11 protein-coding genes and 1 tRNA gene are annotated in these 16,047 nt (G+C 66.6%); 7 read left to right on the forward strand and 5 right to left on the reverse strand.

What is annotated here, in order from left to right:
* Nucleotides 1–48: 48 nt before the first annotated feature.
* Nucleotides 49–134, reverse strand: a tRNA-Tyr gene (locus ETX26_RS07175).
* A gap of 149 nt (nucleotides 135–283) precedes the next feature.
* Here ETX26_RS07175 and rlmB point away from each other — a divergent pair.
* Both rlmB and ETX26_RS07185 read left to right on the forward strand, forming a co-directional pair.
* Nucleotides 284–1,072 carry a 23S rRNA (guanosine(2251)-2'-O)-methyltransferase RlmB gene (gene rlmB / locus ETX26_RS07180; RefSeq protein ID WP_225425532.1) on the forward strand — a complete coding sequence of 263 codons (789 nt, stop codon included), beginning with the start codon at nucleotides 284–286 and terminating at the stop codon, nucleotides 1,070–1,072.
* Nucleotides 1,073–1,096: 24 nt separating this feature from the next.
* A complete protein-coding gene (locus ETX26_RS07185; RefSeq protein ID WP_129523925.1) occupies nucleotides 1,097–1,972 on the forward strand; it encodes a hypothetical protein in 876 nt (291 codons plus the stop codon).
* A gap of 63 nt (nucleotides 1,973–2,035) precedes the next feature.
* On the opposite strand, the gene ETX26_RS07190 is transcribed toward ETX26_RS07185, so the two are convergent.
* Together ETX26_RS07190 and ETX26_RS07195 are read right to left on the reverse strand one after the other, a co-directional pair.
* Entirely contained in the window at nucleotides 2,036–2,356 is a 321-nt protein-coding gene (locus ETX26_RS07190; protein WP_129523926.1) for a hypothetical protein, read from the reverse strand.
* A 128-nt stretch (nucleotides 2,357–2,484) separates the two neighbouring features.
* Entirely contained in the window at nucleotides 2,485–4,083 is a 1,599-nt protein-coding gene (locus ETX26_RS07195) for a phosphoenolpyruvate carboxykinase (protein WP_129523927.1), read from the reverse strand.
* A gap of 199 nt (nucleotides 4,084–4,282) precedes the next feature.
* Between ETX26_RS07195 and ETX26_RS07200 the strand changes: the two genes are divergently transcribed.
* From ETX26_RS07200 to ETX26_RS07220, 5 genes are all read left to right on the forward strand, one after another.
* The gene (locus ETX26_RS07200) at nucleotides 4,283–5,029 is read left to right on the forward strand and encodes a response regulator transcription factor (protein WP_129523928.1); all 747 of its coding nucleotides are present in this window, start codon (nucleotides 4,283–4,285) and stop codon (nucleotides 5,027–5,029) included.
* Nucleotides 5,022–6,605, forward strand: coding sequence for a sensor histidine kinase (locus ETX26_RS07205; RefSeq protein WP_129523929.1), 1,584 nt, complete (start codon nucleotides 5,022–5,024; stop codon nucleotides 6,603–6,605). The genes ETX26_RS07200 and ETX26_RS07205 overlap by 8 nt, the downstream gene beginning before the upstream one ends.
* Nucleotides 6,602–7,063, forward strand: coding sequence for an HPr kinase/phosphorylase (locus ETX26_RS07210; protein ID WP_225425533.1), 462 nt, complete (start codon nucleotides 6,602–6,604; stop codon nucleotides 7,061–7,063). Before ETX26_RS07205 ends, ETX26_RS07210 begins: the two co-directional genes overlap by 4 nt.
* Before the next feature lie 907 nt (nucleotides 7,064–7,970).
* The gene (locus ETX26_RS07215; RefSeq protein WP_225425534.1) at nucleotides 7,971–8,522 is read left to right on the forward strand and encodes a septal ring lytic transglycosylase RlpA family protein; all 552 of its coding nucleotides are present in this window, start codon (nucleotides 7,971–7,973) and stop codon (nucleotides 8,520–8,522) included.
* 2,585 nt (nucleotides 8,523–11,107) lie between these two features.
* Nucleotides 11,108–12,595, forward strand: a complete 1,488-nt coding sequence (locus tag ETX26_RS07220) for a coiled-coil domain-containing protein (protein ID WP_129523932.1) — start codon at nucleotides 11,108–11,110, stop codon at nucleotides 12,593–12,595.
* Between the two features lie 32 nt (nucleotides 12,596–12,627).
* Here the strand turns inward: ETX26_RS07220 and ETX26_RS07225 are convergent, their stop codons facing one another.
* Together ETX26_RS07225 and uvrA are read right to left on the reverse strand one after the other, a co-directional pair.
* A complete protein-coding gene (locus ETX26_RS07225) occupies nucleotides 12,628–12,819 on the reverse strand; it encodes a hypothetical protein (protein ID WP_191984689.1) in 192 nt (63 codons plus the stop codon).
* 62 nt (nucleotides 12,820–12,881) lie between these two features.
* Nucleotides 12,882–15,887, reverse strand: a complete 3,006-nt coding sequence (uvrA, locus tag ETX26_RS07230) for an excinuclease ABC subunit UvrA (RefSeq protein ID WP_129523933.1) — start codon at nucleotides 15,885–15,887, stop codon at nucleotides 12,882–12,884.
* Nucleotides 15,888–16,047 lie beyond the last annotated feature (160 nt).

The raw sequence follows: 16,047 nt of genomic DNA on the forward strand, positions 1-16,047 counted from the left end.
GACCAGACCGGCAAGCGCCGACGCTGCAGTAAGCGAGGAGCGAAGGCGTGGTGGACAGGGCTGGATTCGAACCAGCGTACGCTTGCGCGGGCAGATTTACAGTCTGCTGCCTTTAACCACTCGGCCACCTGTCCACATGCCTGGCGTGCGGGAAATGGCGCCCCTCGAAGGAGGCGCCGTCTGCCGAGAGGCGCCCCTTTGGCGAAGCGGCGCTTGCCTGTCAATGGGGCCGCTGGCATGGCCGGACCCGAGCGAAAGATCGAGCGAAGATACGGAGTTTCGATTGGCCAAAGGTGATCGCAAGCGAGCGCTGCGCGGGCGCGCCGGGCGGATGCAGGGCGGGCGCGGCAGCGGACGTGCGAGCACCGGCCAGGTGCGCCTGTGGGGTCGCCACGCCGTCGAGGCCGCGCTGAAGAACCCGGCACGGTCGCATCGCAAGCTCTGGGCCACCCGCGAGGGGATCGAATCGCTCGATGGCGAGCTGCCGCCCGATTTTCCGGTCGAGTTCGCCGACGGCCCCGATCTTGCGCGCCTCGTCGCGCGCGATGCACCGCACCAGGGGCTGGTGCTCGAATGCGCGCCGCTCGAGGACATGCATCTCGATGACGTGCTCTCGGGCGATCCCGCGCGTCCCCTCGTGGTTCTCGATCAGGTGACCGATCCGCACAACGTGGGCGCGATCCTGCGCTCGGCCGCGGCGTTCGACGCCTGCGCCATCGTGACGCAGGATCGCCACGCCCCGCCCGAGTCGGGTGTCGTGGGCAAGGCGGCCTCGGGTGCGCTCGAGATCGTGCCCTGGGTTCGCGTGGTGAACCTCGCGCGTGCGCTGGAGAGCGCGGCCGAGGCGGGATACTGGCGTATCGGGCTGGCCGGCGAAGCGGAGGCAACATTGCCCGAGGCGCTGCCGGCAGGACCCGTCGCACTGGTGCTCGGGGCAGAAGGCGAAGGCATGCGCCACAACATCGCCGCGCATTGCGATGCGCTCGCGCGGCTCCCGATCAGCGAGGCAATGGAAAGTCTGAACGTGTCGAACGCGGCTGCGATCGCACTCTATGCGACCGCAACCCGCTGACGACCGAATGGAGGGGGCGACACGATGAACATTCCGACCAAGATCCGCCGCGTTGCTGCGGCGAGCGTGACCGGCGCCATGGCCTTGTTGCTGACCGGTTGCCTGCTGTCACCGGGGACGTTCACCTCGCAGCTCGATCTGCGGAAGAACGGCGCCTTCGCCTACAGCTATCAGGGCGAGATCCACCTTCTCGCGCTGAGCGAGCTTGCCGAACTCGATGACGCGGCCGAGAACGCTGCCGACGGTTTCGTCGAACAGCCCTGCTACGACGACTCGTTCGAGGAACGGGAGTGCACGGAAGAGGAACTCGCCCAGCAGAAGAGCGACTGGGAAGAGCAAGCCGAGGAGCGCAAGCGCGAGCGGGAGAGAGAAGCCGAGATGACGCGGGCGATGCTCGGCGGCATCGACCCCGCCGATCCCGAGGCAGCCCGGGAATTTGCCGAACGGCTGGAGCGGCAGGCCGGCTGGGAAAGCGTCGAATACAAGGGCGACGGACTGTTCGAGGTGAACTTCCGCATCGCGGGCTCCCTCGACCACGACTTCCTGTTCCCCACTATCGAACGTCTTCCGATGATGAACTTCTTCGTGCTCGTTGCGAAACGCGATGGGGGAACGGTTCGGGTGGATGCGCCGGGGTTCGCCCCGCAGAGCACCGGTAATCCGTTCCGGGGCATGATGGCGGGAATGGCCGGCGCCCTCCCCGGCGAGGGATCGGGGGCGGAGGACATGCCCTCGGTGCCCAAGCTCGAGGGCACCTTCCGCATTGTAACCGACGGAGAGATCCTCGCGAACAACACCGACGAAGGACCCGCCGACACGCCCGCCGGCCTCGCGCTCGAGTGGAACGTAAACGAGCGGTCCACGGCCGCCCCGACGGCGCTGATCAAGCTGACCGAATGAACCAGCACTCGCACCGATCGCGGGATCGAGGCGATGTCCGCCCCGATCCCGCGAGACGCGCGTTCAGCGTTTTCCGAACAGGTTGCTGGCGAAACCGGCGATGTCGTCGAAGGGATTGCCGTCGTGATCCTGGTCGAGAATCTGGGTGAAGCGCGCGAGCGAACCCTCACCGCCGATCTGCTCGACGATCTGCTGGAGCACACCTGCATTCAGACCCGTCTGCTGCGCGGCAAGACCGACGGTGTCGCCATCCTCGTGGTGCGCAGCGCCAAGCGCGGCGATCGCTTTCTCCGCGTCTGCCGGGTCGATGCCGAGTTTGTCGGCCATGTTCTTCACCGTGGGATGGTCGTGCGCCGCGCCGAGCAGCTGATCGAAAAGGGCCATTGTCGTCCTCCTGCTGAATGATGCGCCCGCGCTCGATTGTACGCGCGCGTGCCCGAAACGAAAGGCCCCCGCTCCGGTTTCCCGGGCGGGGGCTCTCCTCTCCAACTGGTGGTAACCGAAGCGCTGCCTCAGGCGGCGATCGGTGCGTTCGGCGCAGCGTCGCGGACGCCCTGATCGACATGATCGGCGAAGGGCGCGAAATTGTCGATGAAAAGCTGGACGAGCTTCCGCGCTGTACGATCGTATTCCTCCTGGTCCGCCCAGGTGGAACGCGGGTCGAGAATCGCATCGTCGACCCCGGGGACGCTCACCGGCACTTCGAATCCGAAGTTGGGATCCTTGCGAAACTCCGCGTCGTTGAGGCTCCCGTCGAGCGCGGCGTTGAGCAGCGCGCGCGTCGCCTTGATCGGCATACGATGCCCGGTTCCGTACTTGCCGCCGGTCCAGCCGGTGTTGACCAGCCAGCACTGCACCCCGCCCTCGGCAATGCGCTTCTTGAGCAGGTTCCCGTAGACGCTGGGATGTCGCGGCATGAAAGGCGCGCCGAAGCAGGTGCTGAAAGTCGCCTCGGGCTCGGTCACGCCGATCTCGGTCCCGGCAACCTTGGCGGTGTAGCCGGACAGGAAGTGATACATCGCCTGATCGGGTGTCAGCCGCGCGATCGGCGGCAGCACGCCGAAGGCATCCGCGGTGAGCATGATCACGTTGCTCGGCGGCGGCCCCATGTTCTCTTCGCTGGTGTTGGGGATCGAGCTTAGCGGGTAGGCGCCGCGGGTGTTCTCCGCGAGGCTGTTGTCGTCGAGATCGATCTCGCCGTTCTCGTCCATCACCACGTTCTCGAGCACCGTGCCCTCCATGCGCGTGGTGGCGTAGATCTCGGGCTCGGCCTCGGGGTTGAGGCGGATCATCTTGGCGTAGCAGCCGCCTTCGAAGTTGAAGACCGCCGTGTCCGACCAGCCGTGCTCGTCGTCGCCGATCAACGTGCGACTCGCGTCGGCCGAAAGGGTCGTCTTTCCGGTGCCCGAGAGGCCGAAGAATACCGCGCTCTTGCCGTCGGGGCCGATGTTGGCACTGCAGTGCATCGGCATCACGCCCTCGGGCGGCAGCAGGTAGTTCAGGATGCCGAAGACGCTCTTCTTCATCTCGCCGGCGTATTTGGTGCCGCCGATCAGCACGAGCTTTTCGGACAGGCTGACCGCTATCACCGTCTCGCTGCGTGTTCCGTGCCGCGCCGGGTCCGCCCGGAAGCTCGGCAGGTCGATGATCGTGTATTCCGGCACGAAGCCCTCGAGCTCGGCAGCGGTCGGGCGAACCAGCAGCGTACGGATGAACTGGTTGTGCCAGGCGAGTTCGTTCACGACACGCACGTTGACGCGGTGTTCGGGCTGCGAGCCGCCGAACAGATCCGCGACGTAGAGCGTACCCTTCTCTGCCACCGCGGCGAGGAAATCCGCCTTCAGGGCCGCGAAGTGCTCGGGCGTCATCGAAGCGTTGTTGTCCCACCACACGGTGTTCTCGGTCTCGGCATCGCGAACGATGAACTTGTCCTTCGCGCTGCGCCCGGTGTGCTTGCCGGTCTCGACAACCAGCGGGCCGTGCCTGGCGCGCCGCCCCTCCCCGTTCGCGAGCGCGTGGCGGGTCAGCTCTTCGGAGGACAGATTCGCGTGGATGGTGGCACGGGTCTCGATACCCTGGCTGGAAAGCGGGTGGGACAGCGGGATGCTCACTCTAATCTCCTGATCGCACCGGAAGCGCCCGCCCAGGGCGCCGCCGGTGATTCGTTCGCATACGAATGCACGGAATGTCCTGCGCGCATAATCGTGCGGTGCCGCTGCGTCAAACGCCGACCGGCCCGTGCGCGTTGTCTCGCCGCGCCGAAGCGTCTAACCGTCGGATCGTTCATCACGACCAGACGATGGAGGCGAAATGGCTGAGGCAGAGCGGTCTCGATCGGGTGGAGAAAAGGTCATCGCACTGGTCGATGACGACCGCAATATCCTGACCACGGTTTCTATCGCGCTGCAGGCCGAAGGCTACGCCACACGCCTTTATTCCGACGGCGAGACCGCGCTCAAGGCGCTGCTCGAAGATCCGCCCGATCTGGCGGTGTTCGATATCAAGATGCCGCGCATGGACGGCATGGAACTGCTCAACCGGTTGCGGCGCCATTCGAAGCTGCCGGTGATCTTCCTGACCAGCAAGGATGACGAGCAGGACGAGGAGGCGGGGCTCGAACTCGGCGCGGACGACTATATCGCCAAGCCGTTCAGCCTGCGCCTGCTGCTCGCGCGGATCCGCGCGATCCTGCGCCGAACCGAGCTGCTCGGCGAAGGCGCCGAGCGGACGGCGGACGGAGGCGAGGAGCCCGGGGAACCGCTCGTCCGCGGCCGGCTGACGATGGATCCGGCCCGGCATCACGTGACCTGGGATGGCAAGCTGGTTTCGTTGACGGTTACCGAATTCCTCCTGCTCGAGGCACTCGCCGTGCGGCCGGGCGTGATCAAGTCGCGCAATTCGCTGATGGATGCGGCTTACCCGGATGACGTGTTCGTCGACGACCGGACCGTCGACAGCCATATCAAGCGCATGCGCCGCAAGTTCCGCGCGGCCGATCCGGAGTTCACGGCGATCGAGACGCTCTACGGGGCCGGCTACAGCTTCAACGATGGCTGACACCGGATTCCGCGACCGGATCGATGCGCGACTCGACCGGCTGAGCTGGTCGCGACGCCTTTCGCTCACCACGCGCATTCTTGCAGTCAACCTGCTGCCGCTCGCCCTGCTCGGCGGGGGCATCTTCTATCTGGATACGTACCGCAAGCAGCTCCTCTCCGAGCGCTACAAGCTCGCGCGGATCGAGGCGCAGATCACCGCCGAGGCGCTCGCGGGAGCCTCCCGCCAGCGGCAGGAGGCGCTGCTGATCCAGATCGGCAAGGAACAGAAGATGCGGCTGCGCATGTTCGATGCCGAAGGCCGCCTGTGGGCGGACAGCTTCGAACTCGACGAGCCCGCATTCGAGTTCGACGACGTGGGCGACGATCCCTTCTCGATCGAATTTGCCCGAATGCTCGACCGATGGGTGGACACGATTGTCGGGGCCGACCCCATTCCCGATTATATCGAGCCGGAACAGCCTGTGGCCGACGCCTGGCCCGAGCTTGCACGTGCCCGCGAGGAAGGCTTGTCGCAGATCCAGCTCCGCGATGCGCCCGACGGAACTCCGGTCATCAACGCCGCGGTGCCGGTAGGCCTCAACGGTGCGACCCTGCTGACCACGCGCAATGCCATCGACATCACCGAGAAGGTGCGCCAGGCACGCTCGACGCTGGGCATCGCGGTGTTCGTCGCCCTGCTCGGCTCGATCTTCCTCTCGCTTTATCTCGCGCGCACGATCGTTCGCCCGCTGCAGTCGCTCGCGCGGGCGGCGGTGCGCGTGCGGCTCGGGCGCGAGCGCGAGGTCGAGGTGCCGCGCCTCCCCGATCGCCGCGACGAGATCGGCGCCCTTGCCCGTGCCGTGTCCGACATGACCAACGCCCTGCGCCAGCGTATCGATGCGGTCGAGCACTTCGCAGCCGACGTCGCGCACGAGATCAAGAACCCGCTCGCCAGCCTGCGCAGCGCGATCGAATCGCTCGGCAAGGTCGACGATCCCGATCTGCGCCAGCAGCTGACCGGGATAGCGGCGCACGACATCCGCAGGATCGACCGGCTAGTCACCGAGATTTCCGATGCGAGCCGCGTCGACGCGGAGATTTCGCGCACGACGTTCGAACGCTTCGATCTCGGTGACCTCGCGGCGGCGATCATTGCCGCGCGGGAGGACCGGGCGGAGAACGACCAGCGGCGGGTCGAGCTGAGCCGGCCGATGGGCGGCGCGCAGGTGATGGGTGTCCCGCTGCGGCTGGAACGCGTGATCGAGAACCTGCTCGACAACGCGGTGTCGTTCTCGCCCCCCGGCGGCGTGATCGAGGTCACGGTGTCTCACGACGACCACGAGCGCGTGGTGCTGTCCGTCTGCGACCAAGGGCCCGGCATTCCCGAGGACTCGCGCGAGAAGGTCTTCCAACGGTTCCATTCCGTGCGCCCGGACGCGGAAGCGTTCGGCAATCATAGCGGGCTCGGGCTGGCCATAGCGCGCACGATCGTCGAAGCGCACGACGGCACGCTGGAAGCGCGCGGCCGGCCCGACGGGACGACGGGCGCATGCCTCGTCCTCAGCCTGCCGGCAGCGATACGGTCGCGTCATTGAGCGAGCGACTGCTCCACCAGGCGACCTGCGTCGCGATCGGCGGCCGCGCGGTGCTGATCGAGGGGCCGCCCGGCGCCGGGAAGAGCGGACTGGCGCTCGCGCTGATCGACCGCGGAGCGGTGCTCGTCGGCGACGACGGCGTCGCCCTGGAGCGGCGCGGAGATGCGCTTTGGTCGCGCCCGCCCGCCAATATCCGGGGAATGCTGGAGGCGCGCAACCTCGGCCTGCTGACCTTTCCGACCACCGAGGCGCCCGTGGCCCTGAGGCTCGTGCTCGATCCCGACGCCCCGCGCTTCGTCGAAGCCGCCGCCCGCGCCATGATCGCCGGCGTTCCGATCCCCTCGCTCCGGTTCGATCCGCGGATCGCGCCGGCTCCGATGCGGGCCGAGCTGGCGCTGCGCACATATGGCCTGCCCGGGGTGTCGGGAGGACTTCCCGCAGACCGAAACCATCGGTGATCGTGCGGCGCCATGCCACCCAATCCCGCGCGAGCCGCGCATCGGTGACGCGTATCGGCGCGCTTTGCGACGAGCGGTTGACTTATCCACCCCTGTCCACAGCGAATTCTGCGGAAAGTGGATAACCAGGGGCTTGCCAACTTGCGCGACTCGCTTCGGCGGCGCAATCTCAAACCATCGAAAGGGCGCGGAAAGCTTCGAGTTCGATAGTCTAGCGACTTGAAAACACTGAAACTTTCCAGACCATTTCGACGTGACGGAAACTGTCCGCGCGCTCTTCGAGGGACACCTGCAGAAGGTTTCGACCGGATGCAAGGGCACCGCTTGAGAAGGACGCGAAAGCAACGCCGTCGCGAGGCCGGACGATCCGGCCGGAGGTCGAGGGACCGCAAGGCGCGAGCTGCGCGGGACCGTTCGAGACAGCCGGCCATCAGGTTCGACCGGTCGCGGAACTGCCGAGCGGCTGAGGAAAGGTCTTCGGACCCGCACTCGCCGCCCGACGGAACCGGATGCCGGTGCGAGCGCCGGTGACAGAAGCGAGAGGTCCGGTTCGCCGGACAGCCGCTGAAACACCGGGCGCCAAGCGCTTCCGCAAATGGCTCTGCCAGGACGGAAGACCACGCATCGGTGAGAGTGGGGTCGGCAGCGATGCCGGCCCCATTTGCTTTCCGGCCCTGATTTTCCTCGCTTTCTTTCTCTTCCCTCCGCTCCGCCACCCGAAAACAGGCCTGCGAATCGGCGTCCGAACGGCCCGGCGAGGCAGGTTCGGCGGCACGATCGCATCGGTTGCGGCGCCCGAAAACGCCGTCCGGCGTTCCCCGAAGCGGGACGAGTCGAACGAGATTCGGGGCGAGCGGCCGGCCGGGTGGTGCCCCGGCCGGATCGCAGCGGGTATAGCCCCACCGCTATGGACGGGACCAAAGCCCACCTCCGCCGCCAGCGGATGCGCGCACTCGCCGGGCTCGGCGCGGCGCTGATGCTGACCGCCCCTGCCGGCGGTCCGGCGCTGGCCGATACCGGCGCAGCGACCGGCAAGGACACCACTCCCCTCGCCGCGCAGTACACCGTGCCGACCGCGACGATGATCCGCATCGCGCCGACCGTGAGCGCGGTCGAGACGATCGCGCTCGACCCGCCGGCCGCGCCGGAGGAACCAGCGATGCGCTCGCTCGGCAACGGCATCGCATCGTACTACGGTCGCCGGTTCCACGGCCGGCCGACGGCGAGCGGCGAGCGGTTCGACATGAACGGCCTGACCGCCGCGCACCGCACCCTGCCCTTCGGCAGCAAGGTCCGCGTGACCAATCCGCGCACCGGCAAGTCGGTCGTGGTGCGGATCAACGACCGCGGCCCGTTCTCCGGCAAGCGCACGATCGACCTCTCGCGCGCCGCGGCCGAGGAAATCGGCCTGATCCGCGCGGGGCACGGCCGGGTCGAGCTCGAGCTGTTCGAAGAGTAATCACCCGGGCGCCTGCCGCCCTCCCCCCACATCCTCCACCACCGCCGCAAGCAGGGACCCCGTCGGGTGCGAGGCCCCTGCCGCGCGACGTACCGGCGTTCCGGTCGACGTGCTGTCCTGGCGGACGCGAGACGGCGCGCGAGCCCGGGGGAGGGGGAGAGGGAAGGCCGCGCGCCGCCTCTCCCCGCAGCAATCCCGCCCCGCCCCGCCGGGTCCCGCCGCAATCGGCGAGCCGTGCGCGGGCTGCGACGGCAGCGGCGGGCGCACCCCGGCGCGGGACGAGCCGCACCTCCTCCGCCTCCGCCGTCGCCGGCGGCATGCTGTTGACACCTGCGACACGGTCCAGGGCTCCGGCGCGCGAGGCCGGGGCGAGACCGAGTTCGAGCGACTTGTACTCGAGCGGCGGCTCGGCCGCGGGCGAAGGCGCGGCGGCTGCGGCGCGGCGGGTGGCGCGGGCCTTGGCCGCCTGGCGCCGCTTCGCCCGCTTGCCGCAGCGGTGGGCGCGGAGGGGCTTGGCGGCAGGTGTGGGGGTCTTGTCGGGCGAGGTGGCGGGTGTGGGAGGGGCTTCCGGCGGAGCGCCAGCGGCTTGAGGTCCCTGCCTGCCGCGAAGCGGCAGCCTGTCCTGAGCGACGCCGCAGGCGGCGTCGAAGGGCAGGGACTCGGTCCGGGCCTTGTCCCCCTCCTCCAACCCCTCGCCCGAGCCCCAGCGCAGGCTGGGGCCTCCCGCCACCTGGTCGTCGGGTGCGGGAGTGTCCTCGGTCGGAGCGCCGGCGGCCTGAGGTCCCTGCCTGCCGCGAAGCGGCAGCCTGTCCTGAGCGACGCCGCAGGCGGCGTCGAAGGGCAGGGACTCGGGCTCGTTCGCCTCCTCTCCGCCGGGCGTCCCTTCACCCAGCATCGCATCGAGCTTCGCCAGGCCTTGCGCCTGCCAGGCGTCGTAGCGCGCGGCGACCTCGGCTTCGGCGCTGGCGACGGCGGCGCAGCGGGCGGCGTGGTGTTCCTCCTCGGCGCGCAGGGCTTCCTCCGCGGCCGGATCGGGCAGGTCCTCCGCGGCGTGGTCCTCCTCCGCCCCGCCCTCGCCGGCATCGTCCCAGACGTCCCACCGGTCGTCGGGCTCGGCGAAGAGATCGAGCGTGCGGTCGCGGACATGGGCGAGGCACTCCTCGCGCGTCGGCGGCAGGTCCGCGTGCGCCGCGAGGCCGTAGGGATCGCGGGCGCGGGCCGCCCCGGCCAGATCCTCCGCCAGCGCCTCGGGCGGCGCGTGCCCGGCCAGCGCCGCGAGCAGCTCGTCGAACCGCTCGGCGCGCGCGGTGGCGGCATGGTCCTGCTCCACCCGCCGGTCGAGCCGGCCGAGGTGCGCGAGGAGCAGCCGCGCGTCGTGCCGGCGCCAGGTGGCGACGTGCTCGCCGCGCACGAAGACCGGCACCTCGATGCCGTGGAGCGCGCGCGTGGCGAGCTCCGCCTCGGCCTGGGCACGCGCATGGACCAGCGCCGCATCCCACAGCCGCTTGAAATCGGGATCGCGCCGCCGCGCGCGGTAGCACGTCTCGCGGCTCACCCCGACCCGCGCCGCCGCCGCGCGCACCTCGCCGCAGGTCGCCAGCGCATCGAGAAACCGCACCCGCCGCTCGGTATCGAACACGCGGGAGGCGGCGTAGGGATCGGCCGCATCGCCCGTGTCGCCGGTGTCGATCAGGATCGGCGGATCGCCCGGCAGCCATCCGCCGGGCCACGGCTTGTCCCCCGCCGGCGGCCGCAGCGCGACGCCGTATTCGGCGAGCCGGGCGTTGAGGGCGCTGTCGGAGAGCGGAGCGCTGGGGGCAGGCTCCACCTCCCACCCCCGCCCCGCCGGATGCTTGAGCCCGCGCGCGAGCCAGTCCTGCACGGGGGCGCGGTCATCCCCCTCCCGTTTACGGGAGGGGTTAGGGGTGGGCCTGTCCTCAGGCACCCCCTCGGAACCCACCCCGCTGCGACTAACCGCGACTGCGTCGCGGCAAGTCTCGCTCCCCTCCCGCGAGCGGGAGGGGGCGGAGCCGGGCTCATCGGGAATGTCGCCGGGGAGCGTAAAGCGGTCGAAAGTCTGCTCGGACATCGGTTCTCCTCCTTATGGAACAAAGAGAGAACCAAGCCCTTATGCAGAAAAGGGGCATGTAGGAAAATGGTTTTTACGGGGCCGGCACCAGCCGCGCCCGCGGAGGTCGGACGGCGCGGTCAGCTCGGCGCGGGATCATCGTCCCGCGCCGCGCCGCCGCGGCCACGCCGGACAAGCCACTCGGAAAGCACGAGCGCGCCCGCAAGGAAGAGAGCGGCGATGGCGATAAAAGCTGTAATGGAAATCGGGGACATGGCTGTGCTCCGGTTCGTGGCGGGAGCTCATCCAAGTCTCTCGACGCCGGCTGCCAGGGCAAATGGCCGGCGATGCGAGCGGTATAGCGTAGTTCGGGGCTGGTGGCCAATCAATTCGGGCGAGCGGTGGGAGGCGCGGCCGCGAAGCGAGCGACGCAACTCGCCCAGCGTCGGTGCGCTGCGCCCAACTTGATGTTGGAAGCAAGTTGATGCAGTTCATTGCCTAATGGGGGGGGTGGAAAATGCGCGACGACCAAATCTCAAGGGTAAAGAGCCGTTCAGCTGCAATTGAGAAGAGTTTTGACACCTTTCTCAGGTTCCTCGGTGAAACCACGGATAAGGACGGAAGGGCCTTTGATATATCCCGACCTATTCCTCAGACAGACAGCTCGCTAAGCGATCTTCGTGCCCGAGCGGCGGCTGTTGCTGGGCTGGTCACGAAGTTTGATGAGAAGGGCGGTGCGCTAACCCCACTCGCGGATTTTGCGGCGATGGTAAACGCCGGAAACGCAATTACAAATGCCATCACCCAGACGACGGATTCTATAGAAAACCATCTAAAGTCATCTGGAGGCCTCCATTCCATAGACTATGACAGTCTTGTTTTCACGACAGAGAACGGCCAAACTGTAAGTTTCCAAGGAAACTTTAAAACTCTCTTTGATAGTACAGAATCTTATATTAAATCATTCCAAGATGTCTTTCAGACAGTAAATCCCTCTAGAGCGTCATTTAATTTTTCATCTGCCACTGAGTCTCTCTCGAAGATAATATCTCGAGCAACTGAGGCTCGAGAGAACTTGCAAGCAGCCCTAAACACGACAAGAAAGCAGTTAGATGAGGTGACAGCGAAGCAAGTAGTTTTTGACTCTATTCTAGATGATGTACGAGTAAAGCAAGCCAGATTGGATGAACAATCGGCCACTGCAAACGAAGCCATCGCGAGTATCTCAGCCAAGAACGACGAAGCAAGCAGCCTGGAGGCCGTCACCGCAACGCTTAGAGAGCGGGTGGGGGCATATGAATCTGAGTTCAAAGCGTTTCAGGACCAGCTTGGCGCAATGAAGCAAAACTATGAGACAAGCGATAAGAATCTCACCTTACTCATCGAAAGATTCAATACACAAGCAACGTCATTTGATGAGATGATTGAGAAATCAAATCAAATGCTAAGCTCCTCAACCGTCTCGGGTCTAGCATCCGAATTCGGTACTATTCGAAACGACCTTGACAATAAATTGACAGACGCGCACACTTCTTTCAACCGAGCCATAATATTCTTGTTTCTATCAGCTCTTCCATTAATACTTTTCGTATTCGCTCCTTTTTTGGTGGCTATATTTCCTGACAATTCCAATATTGTAGCAGCTATTTCCGGAATGACCGGAGAGCGATCAGGCTGGCAATATATCGGGCAAGTTGTTGCACGATTTGTTGTTCTTCTTCCAGCTATATGGTATGTAACGTTCTGTACCGCACGCTATAACTCTCTATTTAAATTGAAAGAGCATTACTCTTATAAGTACTCTATGGCCGTAGCAGTTGACGGATTTAAAAAACAAGCACCCGACTATCAAGACATGATTGCCGCGTTGGTCTTTGAGCAGCTTGCGTTCAACCCCGTTGATAAATTGGGCAAGCGGCACGATGGGCCTGAGAGTCCCCCGAACCCGATCGCCAGCATGTTGGTCAAGATGCTGCGACGTGACGCTAGAGCGGCGACTGAGTAAACTCTTGCGCTCAGGACAGGCTTCCGCCATCGTCATTCGACCGCCTCCGCACGGCGTGTCAGTAGCGGGGCGAGGTATTGGCCGGTGAAGCTGCGCGGCTCCTCGACCACCTGTTCAGGTGTCCCCGCGGCGACGATCTCCCCGCCCCGCACGCCGCCGCCGGGGCCGAGGTCGATGATGTGGTCGGCGGTCTTGATGACGTCGAGGTTGCGTTCGATCGCCACCGTCCTCCGACTGCGCTACGAACTACGCTCTCCGCTCCGCTCAGGACACGCTTCCGCCATCGTCATTCGACCGCCTCCGCACGGCGTGTCAGTAGCGGGGCGAGGTACCGGCCGGTGAAGCTGCGCGGCTCCTTGACCACCTGTTCGGGCGTCCCCTCCGCGACGATCTCCCCGCCCCTGACCCCGCCGCCGGGGCCGAGGTCGAGGATGTAGTCCGCCGTCTTGATGACATCGAGGTTGTGCTCGATGACGACGACCGAATTGCCCTGGTCCACCAGGCGGTGGAGCACTTCGAGGAGCTTGCGGACGTCCTCGAAATGGAGGCCGGTGGTCGGCTCGTCGAGGATGTAGAGGGTCTGGCCGGTGCTGCGGCGGCTGAGTTCCTTGGCGAGCTTCACCCGCTGCGCCTCCCCGCCCGACAGCGTGGTCGCCTGCTGGCCGACCTTGACATAGCTGAGGCCGACCTCGTTCAGCATGTGCATCTTGTCGCGGATCGGGGGGACGGCCTTGAAGAACTCCTCCGCATCCTCGATGGTCATGTCGAGCACGTCGGCGATCGAGAGGCCCTTGAACTTCACCTCCAGCGTCTCGCGGTTGTAGCGCTTGCCGTGGCATTCCTCGCAGGTGACGTAGACGTCGGGCAGGAAGTGCATCTCGATCTTGATCAGCCCGTCGCCCTGGCACGCCTCGCACCGGCCGCCCTTGACGTTGAAGCTGAAGCGGCCCGGCTTGTAGCCGCGCGCCTGGCTTTCGGGCAGGCCGGCGAACCAGTCGCGGATCTGGGTGAAGGCGCCGGTGTAGGTCGCCGGGTTGGAGCGCGGGGTGCGGCCGATCGGCGACTGGTCGATCTCGATCACCTTGTCGCAGAATTCGAGGCCGGTGACCTTGTCGTGCGGGCCGGCGATCACGCGCGCGCCGTTCAATGCGCGGGCGGCGGCGGCGTAGAGCGTGTCGATGGTGAAGCTCGACTTGCCCGAGCCGGAGACGCCGGTGACGCAGGTGAAGGTGCCGAGCGGGATCGAGGCGGTCACGTCGCGCAGGTTGTTCGCGCGGGCGCCGTGGACGGTGAGCTGGTGCCCGTTGCCCTTGCGGCGCTTGGCCGGGACCGCGATCTCGCGCCGGCCCGTGAGATAGTCCGCGGTGAGCGAGCCCCTGGCCTTGAGGATCTGCTTGAGCGTGCCCTGCGCGACCACCTCGCCCCCGTGGACGCCGGCGCCGGGGCCGAGGTCGACCACATGATCGGCGGCGCGGATCGCGTCCTCGTCATGCTCGACCACGATCACCGTGTTGCCGAGATCGCGCAGGCGCTTGAGGGTTTCGAGCAGCCGGTCGTTGTCGCGCTGGTGGAGGCCGATGCTCGGCTCGTCGAGCACGTAGAGCACGCCCGAGAGGCCGGAGCCGATCTGGCTGGCGAGGCGGATGCGCTGGCTCTCCCCGCCCGAGAGGGTGCCCGAGGTGCGGTCGAGGTTGAGGTAGTCGAGCCCCACGTTGTCGAGGAAGCCGAGCCGCTCGTTGATCTCCTTGAGGATGGCGCGGGCGATCTGCGCCTGGGTCTCGCTGAGCTGGCCCTCGAGCGCGAGGAACCAGCCCTTGGCGTCGGCGACGCTCATGCGCGTGGGGGTGGCGATGTCGGTCGGGCCGTCGGCGCTGGGGACCTTCACCGCCAGTGCCTTCTCGTTCAGGCGCTTGCCGCCGCAGGTCTCGCACGGCTGCGCGGCCTGGAACTTGCTGAGCTCCTCGCGCATCCACGCGCTCTCGGTCTGGAGCATGCGGCGGTTGAGGTTGCCGATCACCCCCTCGAACGCCTTGTTGACCGTGTACTGCTTGCGCCCGTCCTTGAAGGTGAGCGGGACCGCGCGGCCGCGGGTGCCGTGGAGGATGATGTCGCGGTGCTCCTCGCTGAGCTCGTTCCACGGCGTCGTCAGGTCGAACCCGAACTCGGCCGCGAGGCTGGCGAGGACCTGCATGTAGTAGGGACTCGGCGGATTGGACTTGGCCCACGGCACCACCGCGCCCTGCTTGAGCGTCAACGCCTCGTTCGGGACGACGAGCTGCGGGTCGAACAGCTGCTTCTCCCCCAGCCCGTCGCAGGTGGCGCAGGCGCCCTGCGGGGCGTTGAACGAGAACAGGCGCGGTTCGACTTCCTCGATCGTGAAGCCCGAGACCGGGCAGGCGAAGCGCTCGGAGAAGACGATGCGGTTGGGCGGGAGGCCGGCGCCCTTCATCTTCCCTCCATCACTCCCCCTCCCGCTTGCGGGAGGGGGCTGGGGGGTGGGTGAGTCCGGCGCTGGCCCACCCCCGGCCCCTCCCGCAAGCGGGAGGGGAGAAGTGACCTCCGCCACCGTCGCGTCCGCCAGATCCACATACGCCAGCCCGTCCGCCAGCTTGAGCGCCTGCTCGAAGCTGTCGGCCAGCCGCGTCTCGATCCCCGGCTTCACCGCGAGCCGGTCGACCACCACTTCGATGTCGTGCTTGTACTTCTTGTCGAGCGCCGGGGCCTGCTCGATCTCGTACATCTCGCCGTCGATGCGAACGCGGGTGAAGCCGGCCTTCTGCCATTCGGCGAGCTCCTTGCGGTACTCGCCCTTGCGCCCCCGCACGACCGGGGCGAGCAGGTAGAGCCGCGTCCCCTCGGGCAGGGCCATCACGCGGTCGACCATGTTGGAGACGGTCTGCGCCTCGATCGGCAGGCCGGTCGCGGGCGAATAGGGCACCCCGACCCGCGCCCACAGCAGGCGCATGTAGTCGTAGATCTCGGTCACCGTCGCGACGGTCGAGCGCGGGTTGCGGCTGGTCGTCTTCTGCTCGATCGAGATCGCGGGGCTGAGGCCATCGATATGCTCGACGTCGGGCTTCTGCATCATCTCGAGGAACTGGCGCGCGTAGGCGCTGAGCGATTCGACGTAGCGCCGCTGCCCTTCGGCATAGATCGTGTCGAACGCGAGGCTCGACTTGCCCGAGCCGGAGAGCCCCGTGATCACGATCAGCGAATCGCGCGGCAGATCGATGTCGATGCCCTTGAGGTTATGCTCGCGCGCGCCGCGCACGGAGATTTTCGTGAGAGCCATGGAGTGCCGTGTTCCTGAAATGTTCGTCGCCGTCAAGAGGTGGCGGAGGGGCGGCGGAGGAGGTGCGATATGGTCGCCGCCGGCCGATTTGCAACGGGGCGGAACCGGCACGGTGACGGCACATTCTCGAGAGCAGACGATTTGTCTCAAGGAGAGGGCT

The organism is Pelagerythrobacter rhizovicinus, assembly GCF_004135625.1.
Taxonomy (GTDB): domain Bacteria; phylum Pseudomonadota; class Alphaproteobacteria; order Sphingomonadales; family Sphingomonadaceae; genus Pelagerythrobacter; species Pelagerythrobacter rhizovicinus.

Excerpts from the sequence above, each read along its gene's own strand:
- ETX26_RS07185 (WP_129523925.1), top strand. The coding sequence starts at position 1,097 with ATGAACATTCCGACCAAGATCCGCCGCGTTGCTGCGGCGAGCGTGACC.
- ETX26_RS07190 (WP_129523926.1), bottom strand. The coding sequence starts at position 2,356 with ATGGCCCTTTTCGATCAGCTGCTCGGCGCGGCGCACGACCATCCCACG.
- ETX26_RS07200 (WP_129523928.1), top strand. The coding sequence starts at position 4,283 with ATGGCTGAGGCAGAGCGGTCTCGATCGGGTGGAGAAAAGGTCATCGCA.
- ETX26_RS07205 (WP_129523929.1), top strand. The coding sequence starts at position 5,022 with ATGGCTGACACCGGATTCCGCGACCGGATCGATGCGCGACTCGACCGG.
- ETX26_RS07215 (WP_225425534.1), top strand. The coding sequence starts at position 7,971 with ATGGACGGGACCAAAGCCCACCTCCGCCGCCAGCGGATGCGCGCACTC.
- ETX26_RS07220 (WP_129523932.1), top strand. The coding sequence starts at position 11,108 with ATGCGCGACGACCAAATCTCAAGGGTAAAGAGCCGTTCAGCTGCAATT.
- uvrA (WP_129523933.1), bottom strand. The coding sequence starts at position 15,887 with ATGGCTCTCACGAAAATCTCCGTGCGCGGCGCGCGCGAGCATAACCTC.